Origin of the sequence: Denitromonas iodatirespirans (genome assembly GCF_018524365.1) — a bacterium.
GTDB classification, from domain to species: domain Bacteria; phylum Pseudomonadota; class Gammaproteobacteria; order Burkholderiales; family Rhodocyclaceae; genus Nitrogeniibacter; species Nitrogeniibacter iodatirespirans.
Genome location: NZ_JAEKFT010000001.1, coordinates 252194 through 267373, shown reverse-complemented (window position 1 = coordinate 267373; position 15180 = coordinate 252194). Strand labels below are relative to the sequence as shown.

Here is a 15180-nt window from a genome sequence, read left to right as displayed (position 1 = left end):
GACATGACCGAGGCGGGCGACGCGCACGACACCGATCCGACGATGCGGGTCGAGGCGGTGTTTCGTCGCATCCACGCCGAGCGCATGGCCGGTCTGCCGATCTGCAACCCGGCGCTGCGGGTCGCGGCCATCGATTTTCGCCGCTGGCAGGGCGACTGGGTGGGCGCGCTGGTGCTGCCGTGGGCGATCAACCTGCTCATCGTGCCGGGCAGCGGGGCCTTTCGCGCCGTCTCGGTCGGCCAGGGGCAGACATGGGTGTTCCCCTCGGGCGCCTACGATTTCATGGGCAGCCGCGAGGCCGGGCTGGGGGCTTACCAGAGCTGTTCGCTGTTTTCGCCGGTGAGCGAATTCGCCAGCCAGGCCGATGCCGAGGCCGTGGCGCAGGCGGCGATGGCCGGCCTGCTCAGCGCACCGCCCGAGGCCCGTCCGGCGCCGCTCGATCGCCGCGCCTTCCTGCGCACGGCGCTGGGGCGGCACGCATGAGCACACCGGCACGTCCGTCCGACGGGCGCGTGACGTTGCCCCCGGAGAACGCGCCACAGCAAAAGCAGGCGGAGCGTGCCGGGAACGCGCCCCTGCATCTGGTCGCCACGCTGCACGACGGGCGGGTGACCGAGGTGCACGCCGAAAACAGCCGGCCGCTGGCCGCGCAGCTGCTGGTCGGCAAAACGCTCGATCAGGCCGCGCAGTTGGCGCCGGCGGTGTTCAGTCTGTGCGGCGTGGCGCAGGGGGTGGCGGTGCGTGCCGCCGGTGCGCTGGCCACCGGCGGGCGGTTCGCGATGAGCGCCGACACCGAGTGCGCGCTGGCCATCGAGGCCGTCAAGCTCCATCTGTGGCGCTTGATGCTCGACTGGCCGGTGTTGTTCAACCGCCCGCCCGAGCGCACGCGCTTCGCCTTCGTGCTCAAGCGCATCGGGCAGATCACCGACGATCGCAGCGCCTACGAGGCCGGCGGCGTGGTGCTCGACCTGGTGGCGCGCGAGCTGCTGGCCGGCTTCTTCAACAGCCTGCGCGAGCCGCGCAACCTGGGCGAGTTCGCCGATGCCTGCCGACGCGGCGGCACCATCGGCGATGCGCTGGCGCGCCTGATCGAGGCCGGCGCCAGCGATCCGCTCGACGACCCGGTGCCGCTGCTCGCGCCGCTGCCGGCCAGCGTGTTTGCCGATGCGCTGCCGGGCGGCTGGCCCGATGCCGACTACTGCCGCGCCCCGCACCTGTCGGGCGATGTCTATGAAACCGGGCCGCTCGCCCGGCATGTGAACAACCCGCTGGTGGCACGGCTGCTGGTCCATCGCCACCGCATCGCGGCGCGTCTGTTCGCGCGGGTGGTGGAGTTGTCCGACTGTGCCAGCCGCTTGCGCCACCCGCTGCCTGAAGACATGCCGCCGCTGGTCGATGTGGCACCGCTGCCCGGCGGCGGCGCGCTGGCGCGGGTCGACACGGCGCGCGGGGTGCTGCTGCATGCGCTGCGCCTCGACGGCGACACGGTGGCCGACTACGCCATCGTCGCCCCCACGGAGTGGAATTTCCGCCCCGGCGGCGTGTTCGAGCAGGAAGGCGCCAACTGGCAGGCGCCCGACGCGGCCTATGCCGAATGGCGGCTGCGGGCGCTGGCGCTGGCGCTCGATCCGTGCGTGATGTACGACGTGACGGTCAAGAAGACCGGGGAGCCTGCCGATGCATGAAATGTCGCTGGCCGAAGGCATTCGCGGCATCGTCGAAGAGGCGGCAAGTGTTCAAGGTTTTACCAAGGTCAATGCGGTGGTGCTCGAAGTCGGGGCATTGTCGTCGGTGGAAGTGGAGGCGCTGCGCTTTTGCTTCGAGGTGGTGATGAAGGGCACGGTGGCCGAGGGCGCGCGCATGGAGGTCGAGCCCGTGGCGGGCACCGGCTGGTGCATGCCTTGCGGGCGCAGCGTGCCGATCGGCCAGCTCTACGACCCGTGTCCGCACTGCGGCAGCTACCAGGTGCAGGCCACCGGCGGCACCGAGATGCGGGTCAAGGCACTGGATGTGGACACCGCGCCGCGCGGCGCGTGAGTGGGAGGGAATTGCGATGTGTACGGTATGTGGATGCGGGGCCGGTGAAGTGACCATCGGCCGTCCGGCGGGCGCCGCCCGGCGCAGTGCGGCGCCGACCACCGGCTGGAAACCGGCTGCGGACGCGCCGGCGTCGACGCACGACCCCGCGCCGGCCTCGGACCACGCCGGCCACCTGCATTTCGGCCACGGGCCGGCCCATGCGCATGCGCCCGGGCTGACGCAGGGCGAGATGGTGCGCATCGAGCAGGACATCCTGGGCAAGAACGACCGCTTCGCCGACGACAACCGCCGCTGGCTGGCCGGGCGCGGCATCTTCGCGCTGAACCTGGTGTCCAGCCCCGGCTCGGGCAAGACCACGCTGCTGTGCACGACCATCGATCGCCTCTCCAGCCGGGTGCCGGTGGCGGTGATCGAAGGCGACCAGCAGACCGAATTCGACGCCGAGCGCATCCGCGCCACCGGCGCGCCGGCCTTGCAGATCAACACCGGCAAGGGCTGCCATCTCGACGCCGCGATGGTCGGCCAGGCGCTGCGGCGGCTGGATCTGTGCGACGACAGCCTGTTGCTGATCGAGAACGTCGGCAACCTGGTGTGCCCCTCGGCCTTCGATCTGGGCGAGGCGCACAAGGTGGTGATCCTGTCGGTGACCGAGGGCGAGGACAAACCGCTCAAGTATCCCGACATGTTCGCCGCTGCCGACGTGATGCTGCTCAACAAGACCGATCTGCTGCCGCACCTGCGCTTCGATGCAGACAAGGCGGTCGAATTCGCCCTGCGGGTCAATCCGCGCCTCAAGGTGTTCCGCGTGTCGGCCACCACCGGCGAGGGCTTCGACGGCTGGCTGGCCTGGATCGAGGCGGGGCTGGCGGCCGCCGCCGGGGCGCATGCCGACCGTGACGACGGCAGGGAGGAGGCGGCCATTGTCCCGGGATGCTGATATCGCCCCCCCGATGAACGCCGACGGCACCGGCGCACGGCTCGCCCGCAACCGCATCCGCGTGCGCGGCGTGGTGCAGGGCGTGGGCTTCCGTCCCTTCGTCTTCCGCCTGGCGCAACAACTCGACCTGGCCGGCTGGGTGCGCAATGACGGTGCCGGCGTCGAGATGGAGGTGCAGGGGCCACCCGGCAACCTGTCGGCCCTGCTGGCGCGCATGATCAAGGAAGCGCCGCCGCTGGCGCGGGTGGACACCGTCGAGCGTGCCGACTGTACGCCGCTGACCGGCGACCGCGGCTTCACCATCCGGCCCAGCGAGGGCGGCGCGGTGACCACCGCCATCGGCCCTGACACGGCCGTTTGCCCGGCCTGTCTGGGCGAGCTGTTCGACCCGGCCAACCGGCGCTGGCGCTATGCGCTGATCAACTGCACCGAATGCGGCCCGCGCTACACGCTCACCCGCCATCTGCCCTACGACCGCGCCAACACCAGCATGGCCGGCTTCGTGCAGTGCGAAACCTGTCAGGACGAATACGACGCCCCGGCGCACCGCCGCTTCCATGCCGAGCCCAATGCCTGCCCCGACTGCGGCCCGCAATTGGCGCTGGTGCAGGCCGACGGCGTGCGCGTGGCCTCGCGCGACCCGGTGGCCGACGCCCTGCTGCACATCCTCACCGGCCATATCGTCGCCATCAAGGGCGTCGGCGGTTTCAACCTGGTGTGCGATGCGCGCAACCCCGAGGCCGTCGAGCGCCTGCGCGAGCGCAAGCAGCGCGGCGACAAGCCCTTTGCGGTGATGGTCGCCAACGTCGCCTCGGCGCGCCAGTACGCCCGGGTCGGCAACGCCGAAGCCGCGCTGCTCAAGGCCCCCGAGCGGCCCATCGTGCTGCTCGACAAGCTCTCCGACGCCGACATGCACCTGTGGGGCGTGGCGCCCGATCTGGACCAGGTCGGCCTGATGCTGCCCAACGCGCCGCTGCACTACCTGTTGTTCCATGACGAAGCCGGTCGCCCGAGCGGCACCGCCTGGCTCGACGCGCCCCAGCCGCTGGCGCTGGTGATGACCTCGGCCAACCCCGGCGGCGAACCGCTGGTGATCGACAACACCGAAGCGCTCGCGCGCCTGGCCGGCATCGCCGACCTCTATCTCATGCATGACCGCGACGTGCTGGTGCGCTGCGACGACAGCGTGGCGCGCATCGCCGACGGTGCGCCGGCCTTTGTCCGCCGCGCCCGCGGCTACACCCCGCAGGCGATTCGCATCGGCCGCAAGGGCCCGCCGGTGCTGGCCTTCGGCAGCTACCTGAAAAACGCCGTGTGCCTCACCCGGGGCGACGAGGCCTTTCTGTCGCAGCATGTGGGCGATCTGTCCAATGCCGCCACCTGTGCGGCCATGGACGCCACCGTCGAGCACCTGATGACGGTGCTCGCCTGCCGGCCCGAGTGGATCGCCTGCGACCGCCACCCCGACAGCTACGCGACACAGGCCGCCCATCGCTTCGCCGAGGCGCACGAGCTACCGCTGATCGCCGTCCAGCACCATCACGCACACATCGGCGCGGTGCTGGCCGAGCAGCCGGTCGACGAGCCTGTGCTGGGCCTGGCGCTCGATGGCGTCGGGCTGGGCGACGACGGCACCGCCTGGGGCGGCGAGCTGCTGCGGGTCGACGGCGCATCCTTCGAACGCCTCGGCCACCTCGCGCCGCTGGCCTTGCCCGGCGGCGACCGTGCCGCCCGCGAACCCTGGCGCATGGCCGCCTCGGCGCTGCATGCGATGGGGCGCAGCGCCGAGATCGCGCCGCGCTTTGCCCACCAGCGCGGCTCGGAGCGGATTGGCGCCTTGCTCGACGCCGGCACCCGCTGCCCGCCCACCACCAGCATGGGCCGCTGGTTCGACGCTGCGGCCGGCCTGCTCGGGGTGTGCGAGGTGATGCACTACGAAGGCGAGGCCGCCATGCGGCTCGAAGCGCTGGCGAGCCACTACGGCCCGGCGTTTGCGCAACCCGGCGGTTGGCATATCGATGCGGCCAACACCCTCGATCTGATGCCGACCCTGGCCGCGCTGACCGGCGGCGATGCGCCCCGCGGCGCCGCGGTGTTCCACGCCACGCTGGTGGCGGCACTCGAGGCCTGGGTGGCAAGCACCGCCCGCGCCCAGGGCCTGCGCACGGTGGCGCTGGGCGGCGGCTGCTTCCTCAATCGCCAGCTGGCCGAGGGCCTGAGCCGGCGTTTGAGTACGCGCGGGTTGACCGTGCTGCGCGCCCGCCAGGCGCCGACCAACGACGGCGGTCTGGCGCTGGGCCAGGCCTGGGTGGCGATCCGCGCCGCCATGGATTAAGGCAACAACGGAGTCGAAACCATGTGTCTGGCCATCCCTGCCCGCATTGTGGAAAAGCTGGAGGGCGACGCCGCCCGGGTCGACCTGGGCGGCGTGCGCAAGGAGATCTCGCTGGCGCTGGTCGACGGCGCCGAGATCGGCGACTACGTGATCGTGCACGTCGGCTACGCGCTGTCCAAGCTCGATCCGGAGGAGGCCGCCAAAACGCTGGCCTTGTTCGAGGCGAGCGGCCTCGATTTGCAGGCGATTGCCGAGGGCAGCGCATGAAGTATGTGGACGAATTCCGCGACGGCGAGGTGGCCGCCACGCTGGCCGCGCATATCGCGCGCGAGGCCCGGGCAGATCGCCAGTACGCCTTCATGGAGTTCTGCGGCGGCCACACCCATGCCATCTCGCGCTACGGCGTGACCGACCTGTTGCCGGCCAATGTGCGCATGATCCACGGCCCCGGCTGCCCGGTGTGCGTGCTGCCCATCGGCCGCATCGACATGGCGATTCGCCTGGTGTTGTCGCGCCCCGAGGTGATCCTGTGCACCTATGGCGACTGCCTGCGCGTGCCGGCCTCCGATCAGCTCTCGCTGCTCAAGGCCAAGGCGCGCGGCGGCGATGTGCGCATGGTGTACTCGGCCGCCGACGCGCTGGCACTGGCGCAGAAACACCCGACCCGCGAGGTGGTGTTCTTCGCCATCGGCTTCGAGACCACCACGCCGCCGACCGCGCTGGTCATCCGCCAGGCGCAGGCGCTGGGGCTCGGCAACTTCAGCGTGATCTGCAACCATGTGCTGACCCCCTCGGCGATCATGACCATCCTCGAGTCGCCCGAGGTGCGGGACCTTGGCACCGTGCCGCTCGACGGCTTCATCGGCCCGGCGCATGTGTCGACCATCATCGGCAGCCGGCCCTATGCCTTCTTTGCCGAGGAATACCGCAAGCCGGTGGTCATCGCCGGCTTCGAGCCGCTCGACGTGATGCAGGCCATCCGCATGCTGATCCGCCAGGTGAACGAGGGCCGCGCCGAGGTCGAGAACGAATTCACCCGCGCCGTCACCGCCGAGGGCAACCGCAAGGCGCAGGCGCTGGTCAGCGAGGTCTTCGAGCTGCGCCGCAGCTTCGAATGGCGCGGCCTGCGCGAGGTGCCGTACTCGGCGCTCGGCATCCGCGCCGCCTTCGCCGCCTGGGATGCCGAGCGCAAGTTCGACCTCGCCTTCCAGTCCGTGCCGGACAACAAGGCCTGCGAATGCGGCGCCATCCTGCGCGGGGTGAAGACGCCGACCGACTGCAAGATCTTCGGCACCGTGTGCACGCCCGAAAACCCCATGGGCTCCTGCATGGTGTCCTCCGAAGGCGCCTGCGCCGCCCACTACAACTACGGCCGTTTCCGCGACGTGCCGGTGGTTGCCGCCTGAACGCCCCGCCGGTCCATGCGTGTCAAAGATTTCTTCTCCCCTGCCGTTAATCGCCCATGCACACGCAATGGACGGCAGGAGAGCGACATGGGTTTGTTTGGCAGGATGAGTAAGGCGACGGGGTCGGACGGGCAGGGGGTCACCACGCTGCGAAGCACCGCGGGCGGATTGTCGGCGGCCTTGGCCAAGCTGCGATTGAAGCCGACCTTCGTCGTCGGCTACGTGTCGCCCCACAACGATATCGACCAGGTGGCCGGGCAGTTGCGGTCGCGCTTTCCCGGCGTGGCCATGGCCTTGTGCTCGACCGCCGGCGAACTCTGTGGCGAGGGCGGCGGCCTGTATTGCGGCACCGACGGCAACTGGGACAGCATCGTGCTGCAGTGTTTCGATGCCTCCCTCGTCGCCCGCGCGCAGGTCATCAGCCTGCCGCTCGAATGCGACGATCTGCGCCGGGGCCAGGTGGCCATGCCGCTCAAGGCGCGTGTCGAACGGCTCGGCGCCAGCATCGCGCGGGCGCAGGTGGACATCGACATCGACCATCGCGACACGCTGGCCTATGTGCTGTTCGACGGGCTGTCGGCCTCCGAGTCCTTCTTCATGGAGGCGCTCTACGATTCGGGGCGCTTCCCCTGCCTGTTCGTCGGCGGCTCCGCCGGCGGCAAGCTCGATTTCAAGAACACCTACATCCATGACGGCAGCCGCCGCCTCGAGAACCACGCGCTCATCGCCTTCGTCAAAATGGCGCCGGGGGTGCGTTTCGGCGTGCTCAAGAGCCAGAACTTCGAGCCCGCCGGCGAACGCTTCAGTGTGCTGTCGGCCTCGGTCGAGCAGCGCTACATCACCCAGGTGGTCGATGGCCGCGGCCAGATCCGCAGCCTCATCGACGCCTTGTGCGACACCCTCAAGTGCACCCCCGAGGCGCTCGACGCCCAGCTGGCCGAATACTCCTTCGCCATCAAGGTGGGCAAGGAGTTGTTCGTGCGCTCGGTGTCGAAGCTCGACATCGCGGCCGGCCGCGTGCACTTCTACTGCGACATCGCGCCGGGCGACGAACTGCACCTGGTGCGTCGGGTCAGCCTGGTGAGCACCACCGAGCGCGATCTGCAGCGCTTCATGCAGGACAAGCCGGGGCGCCCGGTGGCCGGCATCCTCAACGACTGCATCCTGCGCCGCCTCTACAACACCCGCGAGCTGGCCGCCATGGGCGCGGTGCTCAAGGACATCCCGGTGGCGGGTTTCTCGACCTTCGGCGAGATCCTCGGCCTCAATCTCAACCAGACGCTCACCGCGGTGTTCTTCTTCCGCGTGCCGTCGGGCCAGACATTCCGCGACCCCTACGTGGACAACTTCGTGGCTCACTACGGCGAGTTCAAAGCCTTCTTCCTGCGCCGCCAGGTGGCCAAGCTGTCGGGGCTGTCGAACGTCGTGGTCAGCCAGATCGAAGACTTCAAGGCCCAGCAGTTCGACACCAAGCTCGATGCCACCGGGCTCGACGAGGCCATGGCCCATGTGTTCGACGGGCTCAACGACCTGGGCGGTGAGCTGGCGCATGCGCGCGCCGTGCATGAGGCTACCGCGGGCAAGCTGTCCGACTGCGCGGCCGATCTCTACGGCTCGATGCGCGAGCTGGGCGAGCACATCGTCAGCCAGGAATCGACCGTGCACCAGGCGACCGGCTCGGTCGACAAGCTGACCGGTAGGGCCACCGAGGTCGCCTCCAGCGCCCGCGACCTGGCCGAGGCCAGCGAACGCATCCAGAACGTGGTCGAAGTCATCCAGCAGATTGCCGACCAGACCAACCTGCTCGCACTCAACGCGGCCATCGAGGCCGCCCGTGCCGGCGAGGCCGGTCGCGGCTTCTCGGTGGTGGCCGACGAAGTGCGCAAGTTGGCCGAAAAATCACGCACCAGCGCCGACGACATCGGCCGCGACATCTCGCGCCTGGCTGAAGAGATCGGCCGTGTGGCCGAGGATATCGAAGGCCAGTCGTCCGGCGTGGCCGAACTGTCGACCCTGCTAGAGGCGATCCAGGCCTCGAGCAAGCGGACCCATGGCACGGCCGAGCACACCCGCCGGGTGGCCGACGCATTGAAGGATTTGACCCAAACGGAGTATTCGTCGCGCTGACCTGAGACAGCGTGGCCCCCGCGGGCCACATCGGGGACGTGCGGCATCTGAGACAGCATGCAAGACAACTACGTACGTCCCCTCGACTTCAAGCGCGGTCGGGTCGATCTGTCCCATGGCGCGGGCGGCCGTGTCTCGGCCCAGCTCGTGCGCGAACTGTTCGCCCACCACTTCACTAACCCCGCCCTCGATGCCGGCGACGACGGCGCCGTGCTGCCGGCGCTGGCGCCCGGCGAGCGTCTGGTGATGGCCACCGACGCCCATGTGGTCTCGCCGCTGTTCTTCCCCGGCGGCGACATCGGCTGCCTGTCGGTGCACGGCACGGTTAACGACGTGGCGGTGATGGGCGCGCGGCCGCTGTATCTGGCGGCCAGCTTCATCCTCGAAGAAGGCTTTGCGCTCGCCGATCTCAAGCGCATCGTCGAATCCATGGCACGCGCCGCGCGCGAGGCCGGCGTGGCCATCGTCACCGGCGACACCAAGGTGGTCGAGCAAGGCAAGGGCGACGGCGTTTTCATCACGACCACCGGTGTCGGCGCCTTGCCGCCGGGCCGCTCGCTCTCCGGCGCCAACGCGCGGGCGGGCGATGCCATCCTGGTGTCCGGCGCCATCGGCGACCACGGCATGGCCATCATGGCGCAGCGCGAATCGCTCGCCTTCGATTCCGAAATCGTCTCCGATACCGCCGCCCTGAACGGCCTGATCGCCGATCTGCTGGCCGCCGTGCCCGCGGTGCGCGTGCTGCGCGACCCGACGCGCGGCGGGCTGGCGACCACGCTCAACGAGATCGCCGCCCAGTCGGGCGTCGGCATGTTGCTGGAGGAGAAGGCGATTCCGGTGCGCGAACAGGTGGACGCCGCCTGCGAGCTGCTCGGCCTCGATCCGCTGTATGTGGCCAACGAGGGCAAGCTGGTCGTCATCGTGCCGCCCGAGTCGGCCGAGGTCGCGCTGGCCGCGCTGCGCGACCATCCGCTGGGGCGCGAGGCGGCGCGCATCGGCGAGGTGACGACCGACCCGAACTGCTTCGTGCAGATCCGCACCGGCTTCGGCGGCAAGCGCATGGTGGACTGGCTGTCGGGCGAGCAGTTGCCGAGGATCTGCTGATGCGGATGGCGCACGACATTGCATCGGACGTAGGGCGGAAAAGCCGAAGGCGCTTTCCGCCAACCGTGTGCCGGGATGTGGCGGACCGGCATTCAATCATCCTGATTGGCGCTGCCCGCTTCGACGGGGCGTTGGCCGGGTCTCGCCCCGGCGGGCGACCTCCTTTCCTGCACGCGCAAGAAAGGAGGCAAAGAAGGCGCCCCGACTGTGCCGCCGGCTTCGCCGGTGCCCTCTCTACGCCCGGCGCCGGCGGGTCGTGTCGCGAACTCGCCCTGCGGGCTCAGACAGGCGACACGACAATTCCCGCCGTCTCCGTTCTCCGTTCGGCGGTACAGAAGGGGAGGGGGGCGCGGGCTCGGCTTCGCCATCGCCCGCGCTTCGTCGGGCGGGTTTCAAGCCGCCAACAGCGATTCGAGGCCTGACCCATGCGCATCCTGCTGCTCACCCATAGCTTCAACAGCCTCACCCAGCGCCTCTTCGCCGAGTTGCGCGAAGACGGGCACGAACTCTCGGTGGAATTCGACATCGCTGATTCGGTGGCCGAAGAGGCGGTGGCGCTGTTCGCGCCGGACGTGATCGTCGCGCCCTTTCTCAAGCGCGCGGTGCCCGAATCGATCTGGCGCCGGCATCTGACGCTGATCGTGCACCCCGGCATCGTTGGCGACCGTGGCCCCTCGGCGCTCGATTGGGCGATCCAGAACGGCGAGGCTAGCTGGGGCGTGACCGTGCTGCAGGCCGAGGCCGAGATGGACGCCGGGCCGGTGTGGGCGACCCGCGAGTTCGCCATGCGCGCGGCGCCCAAGGCGAGCATTTACCGCAACGAAATCAGCGCGGGCGCGCTGGCGGCGGTGCGCGAGGCGCTGGCGCGCGTGGCCGACTGGCGCGCGGGCCGCTGGGCGCCGACGGCGCTGGCCGACTGGCCGAACGCCCGTGGCCAGTGGCGCGAACTGATGCACCAGGCCGACCGGCGCATCGACTGGTCACGCGACACCACCGCCACCGTGCTGGCCAAGATCCGCGCCGCCGACGGTTTCCCCGGTGTGGCCGATGCGCTGTTCGGCGAGCCCTGCCAGCTCTTCGACGCCCAGCCGGGCACGGCGCCGGCCGGTGCGGTGCCGGGCGCGGTCGTGGGCCGGCGCGACGGGGCGCTGCTGCGCGCCACGGTCGACGGCGCAGTGTGGATCGGCCATGTGAAGTGCGGCGGCAGCGAGCATCCCTTCAAGCTGCCGGCCACGCTGGCGTTCGCCGACCAGGCCGCCAGCGTGCCGCGCGTCGATACCGACCCCGAGGCCGCCGAGATCGGCTACCGCGAGTCGGACGACGGCGCGGTCGGCTTCCTGCGTTTCGATTTCACCAACGGCGCGATGTCCACCGCGCAGTGCGTGCGCCTGCGCGACGCCATCGCGGCGGCCGGTGCACGGCCGACCCGGGTGCTGGTGCTTGAAGGCGGGCGCGATTTCTGGTCGAACGGCATCCACCTGAATGTGATCGAGGCGGCCGAGTCGCCGGCCGACGAATCCTGGGCCAACATCAACGCCATGAACGATGTCTGCCTCGCGTTGCTGACGCTGACCAGCAAGCGCACCGTGGCCGCCATGCGCGGCAACGCCGGCGCCGGCGGCTGCTTTCTGGCACTGGCGGCCGATGTGGTGTGGGCGCGCGAGGGCGTGGTGATGAACCCGCACTACAAGAACATGGGCAACCTGTTCGGTTCCGAATACTGGAGCTACCTGCTGCCGCGCCGCGTGGGTGAGGCAGCCGGGCGCCGCCTCATGGGCGATCGCCTGCCGCTGCTGGCGCACAGGGCGGTGGCGCTGGGGCTGATCGACGCCTGCTTCGGCGCCACGCCGGACGAATTCGCCGCCGAGGTGGCGCATCGCGCCGCGGCGCTGGCCGCCGATCCAGCGCTGCCCGGGCATCTGGCTGACAAGGCGGCCCGCCGCGCCGCCGACGAGGCCGACAAGCCGCTGGCCGATTACCGCGCCGAGGAGCTGCGCCACATGCAGCGCAACTTCTACGGCTTCGATCCGAGCTATCACGTGGCGCGCTACCACTTCGTGCTGAAAAGCCCGCAGTCGTGGACGCCGCGCCATCTGGCCCGTCACCGGGACCTGGGCTGGCAGGTGCCGGCCGTCAACGAGAGTGCCGCCGTATGAGCAAGACCCTGCCCACCGTACTGGTGGTGGATGACGAAGTGCGCTCGCAGGAGGCGCTGCGCCGCACGCTGGAGGAAGACTTCACCGTGTTCACCGCGGCCTCGGCCGAAGCGGCCGCGGCGATCATGGCGCGCGAGTGGATTCACATCGTGCTGTGCGACCAGCGCATGCCGGGCGCTTCGGGCGTGCAGTTCCTGGCCGAGGTGCGCGACAAGTGGCCGGACGCGGTGCGCATCATCATCTCCGGCTACACCGACTCGGAAGACATCATCGCCGGCATCAACCAGGCCGGCATCTACCAGTACCTGCTCAAGCCCTGGCAGCCCGAGCAGCTGCTGCTCACGCTCAACGGCGCGGCCGAGATGTACCGGCTGCAAAGCGAAAACCATCGCCTGTCGCTGGACATGAAGGTGGCCGAGCCGGTGATGCGCCAGCGGGTTGCCGGCCAGCGTCAGGCGGTGGCGCGGCAGTATGCGGTGTCGGCCCTGCTGCGCGCGGCCGACTCGCCGATGAACGCGGTGTGTGCGCTGGTCGAGAAGGTGGCGCGCCTCGACGTGCCGGTGCTGCTCACCGGCGAATCGGGCACCGGCAAGGAGTTGCTGGCGCGCGGCCTGCACCTGGCCAGCCCGCGCGCCGAGGCGGCCTTCATCACCGAAAACTGCGGCGCGGTGCCTGACCAGCTGCTCGAATCGGAGCTCTTTGGCTACAAGCGCGGCGCCTTCACCGGCGCCTACGAAGACCGCGTGGGCCTGTTCAAGCAGGCCGACGGCGGCAGCATCTTCCTCGACGAGATCGGCGAGACCACACCGGCCTTCCAGGTGAAATTGCTGCGTGTGCTGCAGGAGGGCGAAGTGCGCCCGGTCGGTGCGCCGCGGCCGCTGCCGGTGGATGTGCGGGTGGTGACCGCCACCAACCGCGATCTCGAAGCCGACATGCAGGCCGGCCGTTTCCGCGAGGATCTGTTCTACCGCCTGGCCGCCATCACCGTGCACGTGCCGCCGCTGCGCGAGCGGACGATGGACATCCCACTCATCGCCAATGCCTTTGCGCGCGAGTTGTCCAGCAGCGGCGGCGAGGCCTTTGAGCCGCTCGACCGCGAGGTGCTGGCCTGCCTGTGCGCCTACCGCTGGCCGGGCAATGTGCGCGAGCTGCGCAACGAGGTGCTGCGCATGGCGGCGCTGGCCGACGGCACGCGCCTGCGCGCCGCCGACCTGAGCCCGCGTGTGCTGCGCGCCGCCGAGGTCGACGACGAACCCGAACTCAACCTGCTCGCCGGGCTGGATGGCGACCTGAAGGGCCGGCTGGAGATGCTGGAGGCGCGCATCGTCAAGGAAAGCCTGATCCGCCACCGCTGGAACAAGACCCGCGCCGCCAAGGAGTTGGGCCTGTCACGGGTCGGGCTGCGCAACAAGCTGTCGCGCTACGGGCTGGAGCGCGACTGAGGGGGCCGGCATCCGTCTGCGAGGGCGCCGGCATCCGTCAGCGCGATAGCTCGGTCGGCATCTCGATCTCGTAGATGGCGTCGTTGATATCGTCGAGCCGCTGGGCGATCACGGCCTGGGCGTCGTTCAGGCCGCGGTTGTAGTAATAGGCCCCGATCTCGCTGGAGATGAAGTCGAGCAGAAAGCCGGCCTCGAACTGGCCGACCTCCTGATCCAGCTCGTCGGCCAGGTAGCGCTTGAGCTTGTCGGTCAGCAGGGCTTTTTCTTCGCTGGAAAATTCGATCTTCGACATGGGGTCTCCTCAGTGTGTTGGGCGGCCGATGGCCCGGCGTACCACGGCGCCAACCGTCAGCCCCTGGCCGAAGATCGAGGCCACCACCACCGCGTAGGTCAGGGCCAGCACCAGATCGCGCTCGGGGCCTTCCTGCAGCGACAGCGCCAGCGCCACCGAGATGCCGCCGCGCAGCCCACCCCAGGTGAGCACCTGCCAGGCGCCGCGCGGCAGCCGGAATTGACGGTGCAGCAACGCCACCGGCGCGCCCACCACCAGTAGGCGGGCAGTAAGAGTGATGGTGATCACCAGCGCCACCGCCAGTGCCAAGCCTGGGGCGTACTGGATGAGCACCATCTCCAGACCGATCAGCACGAACAGCACGGCGTTGAGCATGGCGTCGATCAGGTCCCAGAACATGTCGAGGTATTCGCGCGTCTTGTGCGACATGGCCATGGCGCGGCCGTGGTTGCCGACGATCAGGCCGGCGACGACCATCGCCAGCGGGCCGGAGACATGCAGGTGGGTGGCCAGTGCATAGCCGCCGAGCACCGCCGCCAGCGTGATCAGCACCTCTTCCTGGTAGCTGTCGATGCTCTTGAGCATGCGATAGGTGATGAAACCGAGCAGCAGGCCGAAGAGGATGCCGCCGCCCACTTCCTCGGCCACCAGCAGGCCGATCTGCGCCGCTTCGGGCGTCTGGCCGCTGGTGGCTGCTGCCAGCAGGAGGGTGAATACCACCACGCCGACGCCGTCGTTGAACAGCGATTCGCCGGCGATGGTCAGCTCGAGATTCTTCGGCGCGCCGGCCGATTTGACGATGCCCATCACCGCGATCGGATCGGTGGGGGAGATCAGCGCGCCGAACAGCAGGCAGTAGATCAGCGGCAGCTCGATGCCGACCCAGGGCAGCAGCCACCACACGGCGCCGCCGATGAGCGCCGTCGAGCTCAGCGTGCCGAGCACGGCCAGGGCGCCGATCTGCCAGCGGTAGGCCTTCAGTTCGCTGAGATCGACATGCAGCGCACCGGCAAACAGCAGCAGCGAGAGCATGCCCTGCATCAGTACGTCGGAGAAGTCGATCGACGACAGCAGCGAGACTTCGTAGTCCTTGAGCGCGCTGATGCCGACCGCGTCGAGGGCGAAGACCACCAGCGACAGGCCCATGGCGATGGCCATCACGCCGATGGTGGTGGGCAGACGGATGAAACGCACGTTGATGTAGGCCATGACGGCCGTGAGCACGAGAAAGGTGACGGCAAGATCGAACACGGAAATGTCCTGGTGGGTGGAGTCAGGCCGGGAGTATGCCGAACAGGTGGGCCGCAGACAAAAAAAAACGGGCAGCGCCGGGCTGCCCGT

The 15180-nt window shown here is 69.5% G+C and carries 13 protein-coding genes; 11 read left to right on the top strand and 2 right to left on the bottom strand.

Annotation, left to right across the window (positions count from 1 at the left end):
* Nucleotides 1-3 precede the first annotated feature (3 nt).
* The 11 genes from hybE to I8J34_RS01185 all read left to right on the top strand — a co-directional run bounded on the left by hybE (nt 4) and on the right by I8J34_RS01185 (nt 13547).
* Complete coding sequence (hybE, locus tag I8J34_RS01235; RefSeq protein WP_214359530.1) at nt 4-483, top strand: [NiFe]-hydrogenase assembly chaperone HybE; 480 nt, start codon at nt 4-6, stop codon at nt 481-483.
* Nucleotides 480-1685: a hypothetical protein gene (locus I8J34_RS01230; RefSeq protein ID WP_230411660.1), complete on the top strand. Its 1206-nt coding sequence runs from the start codon at nt 480-482 to the stop codon at nt 1683-1685. Before hybE ends, I8J34_RS01230 begins: the two co-directional genes overlap by 4 nt.
* Nucleotides 1678-2037: a hydrogenase maturation nickel metallochaperone HypA gene (hypA, locus tag I8J34_RS01225; RefSeq protein WP_214359529.1), complete on the top strand. Its 360-nt coding sequence runs from the start codon at nt 1678-1680 to the stop codon at nt 2035-2037. The genes I8J34_RS01230 and hypA overlap by 8 nt, the downstream gene beginning before the upstream one ends.
* 16 nt (nt 2038-2053) lie before the next feature.
* Nucleotides 2054-2977, top strand: a complete 924-nt coding sequence (gene hypB, locus I8J34_RS01220; RefSeq protein ID WP_214359528.1) for a hydrogenase nickel incorporation protein HypB — start codon at nt 2054-2056, stop codon at nt 2975-2977.
* Entirely contained in the window at nt 2961-5312 is a 2352-nt protein-coding gene (gene hypF, locus I8J34_RS01215) for a carbamoyltransferase HypF (RefSeq protein ID WP_230411659.1), read from the top strand. The genes hypB and hypF overlap by 17 nt, the downstream gene beginning before the upstream one ends.
* A gap of 21 nt (nt 5313-5333) precedes the next feature.
* Complete coding sequence (locus tag I8J34_RS01210; protein ID WP_214359527.1) at nt 5334-5579, top strand: HypC/HybG/HupF family hydrogenase formation chaperone; 246 nt, start codon at nt 5334-5336, stop codon at nt 5577-5579.
* Complete coding sequence (hypD, locus tag I8J34_RS01205) at nt 5576-6718, top strand: hydrogenase formation protein HypD (protein ID WP_214359526.1); 1143 nt, start codon at nt 5576-5578, stop codon at nt 6716-6718. Before I8J34_RS01210 ends, hypD begins: the two co-directional genes overlap by 4 nt.
* 87 nt (nt 6719-6805) lie before the next feature.
* Complete coding sequence (locus tag I8J34_RS01200; protein ID WP_214359525.1) at nt 6806-8845, top strand: methyl-accepting chemotaxis protein; 2040 nt, start codon at nt 6806-6808, stop codon at nt 8843-8845.
* A 57-nt stretch (nt 8846-8902) separates the two neighbouring features.
* Nucleotides 8903-9949 (top strand): hydrogenase expression/formation protein HypE, encoded by a 1047-nt coding sequence (gene hypE, locus I8J34_RS01195; RefSeq protein ID WP_214359524.1) that lies wholly within the window; start codon nt 8903-8905, stop codon nt 9947-9949.
* Nucleotides 9950-10374: 425 nt separating this feature from the next.
* A complete protein-coding gene (locus I8J34_RS01190; protein WP_214359523.1) occupies nt 10375-12105 on the top strand; it encodes a hydrogenase maturation protein in 1731 nt (576 codons plus the stop codon).
* Complete coding sequence (locus I8J34_RS01185) at nt 12102-13547, top strand: sigma-54-dependent transcriptional regulator (RefSeq protein ID WP_214359522.1); 1446 nt, start codon at nt 12102-12104, stop codon at nt 13545-13547. The genes I8J34_RS01190 and I8J34_RS01185 overlap by 4 nt, the downstream gene beginning before the upstream one ends.
* A 37-nt stretch (nt 13548-13584) precedes the next feature.
* Here I8J34_RS01185 and I8J34_RS01180 read toward each other — a convergent pair whose 3' ends face one another.
* Both I8J34_RS01180 and I8J34_RS01175 read right to left on the bottom strand, forming a co-directional pair.
* On the bottom strand, nt 13585-13839 hold the full coding sequence (locus I8J34_RS01180; protein WP_214359521.1) for a DUF2164 domain-containing protein: 255 nt from the start codon (nt 13837-13839) through the stop codon (nt 13585-13587).
* Between the two features lie 9 nt (nt 13840-13848).
* The gene (locus I8J34_RS01175; protein ID WP_214359520.1) at nt 13849-15090 is read right to left on the bottom strand and encodes a cation:proton antiporter; all 1242 of its coding nucleotides are present in this window, start codon (nt 15088-15090) and stop codon (nt 13849-13851) included.
* Nucleotides 15091-15180 lie beyond the last annotated feature (90 nt).

Excerpts from the sequence above, each read along its gene's own strand:
- I8J34_RS01210 (WP_214359527.1), top strand. The coding sequence starts at position 5,334 with ATGTGTCTGGCCATCCCTGCCCGCATTGTGGAAAAGCTGGAGGGCGAC.
- hypE (WP_214359524.1), top strand. The coding sequence starts at position 8,903 with ATGCAAGACAACTACGTACGTCCCCTCGACTTCAAGCGCGGTCGGGTC.
- hypD (WP_214359526.1), top strand. The coding sequence starts at position 5,576 with ATGAAGTATGTGGACGAATTCCGCGACGGCGAGGTGGCCGCCACGCTG.
- I8J34_RS01180 (WP_214359521.1), bottom strand. The coding sequence starts at position 13,839 with ATGTCGAAGATCGAATTTTCCAGCGAAGAAAAAGCCCTGCTGACCGAC.
- hypB (WP_214359528.1), top strand. The coding sequence starts at position 2,054 with ATGTGTACGGTATGTGGATGCGGGGCCGGTGAAGTGACCATCGGCCGT.
- hypA (WP_214359529.1), top strand. The coding sequence starts at position 1,678 with ATGCATGAAATGTCGCTGGCCGAAGGCATTCGCGGCATCGTCGAAGAG.
- I8J34_RS01190 (WP_214359523.1), top strand. The coding sequence starts at position 10,375 with ATGCGCATCCTGCTGCTCACCCATAGCTTCAACAGCCTCACCCAGCGC.
- I8J34_RS01230 (WP_230411660.1), top strand. The coding sequence starts at position 480 with ATGAGCACACCGGCACGTCCGTCCGACGGGCGCGTGACGTTGCCCCCG.
- hybE (WP_214359530.1), top strand. The coding sequence starts at position 4 with ATGACCGAGGCGGGCGACGCGCACGACACCGATCCGACGATGCGGGTC.
- I8J34_RS01200 (WP_214359525.1), top strand. The coding sequence starts at position 6,806 with ATGGGTTTGTTTGGCAGGATGAGTAAGGCGACGGGGTCGGACGGGCAG.
- I8J34_RS01185 (WP_214359522.1), top strand. The coding sequence starts at position 12,102 with ATGAGCAAGACCCTGCCCACCGTACTGGTGGTGGATGACGAAGTGCGC.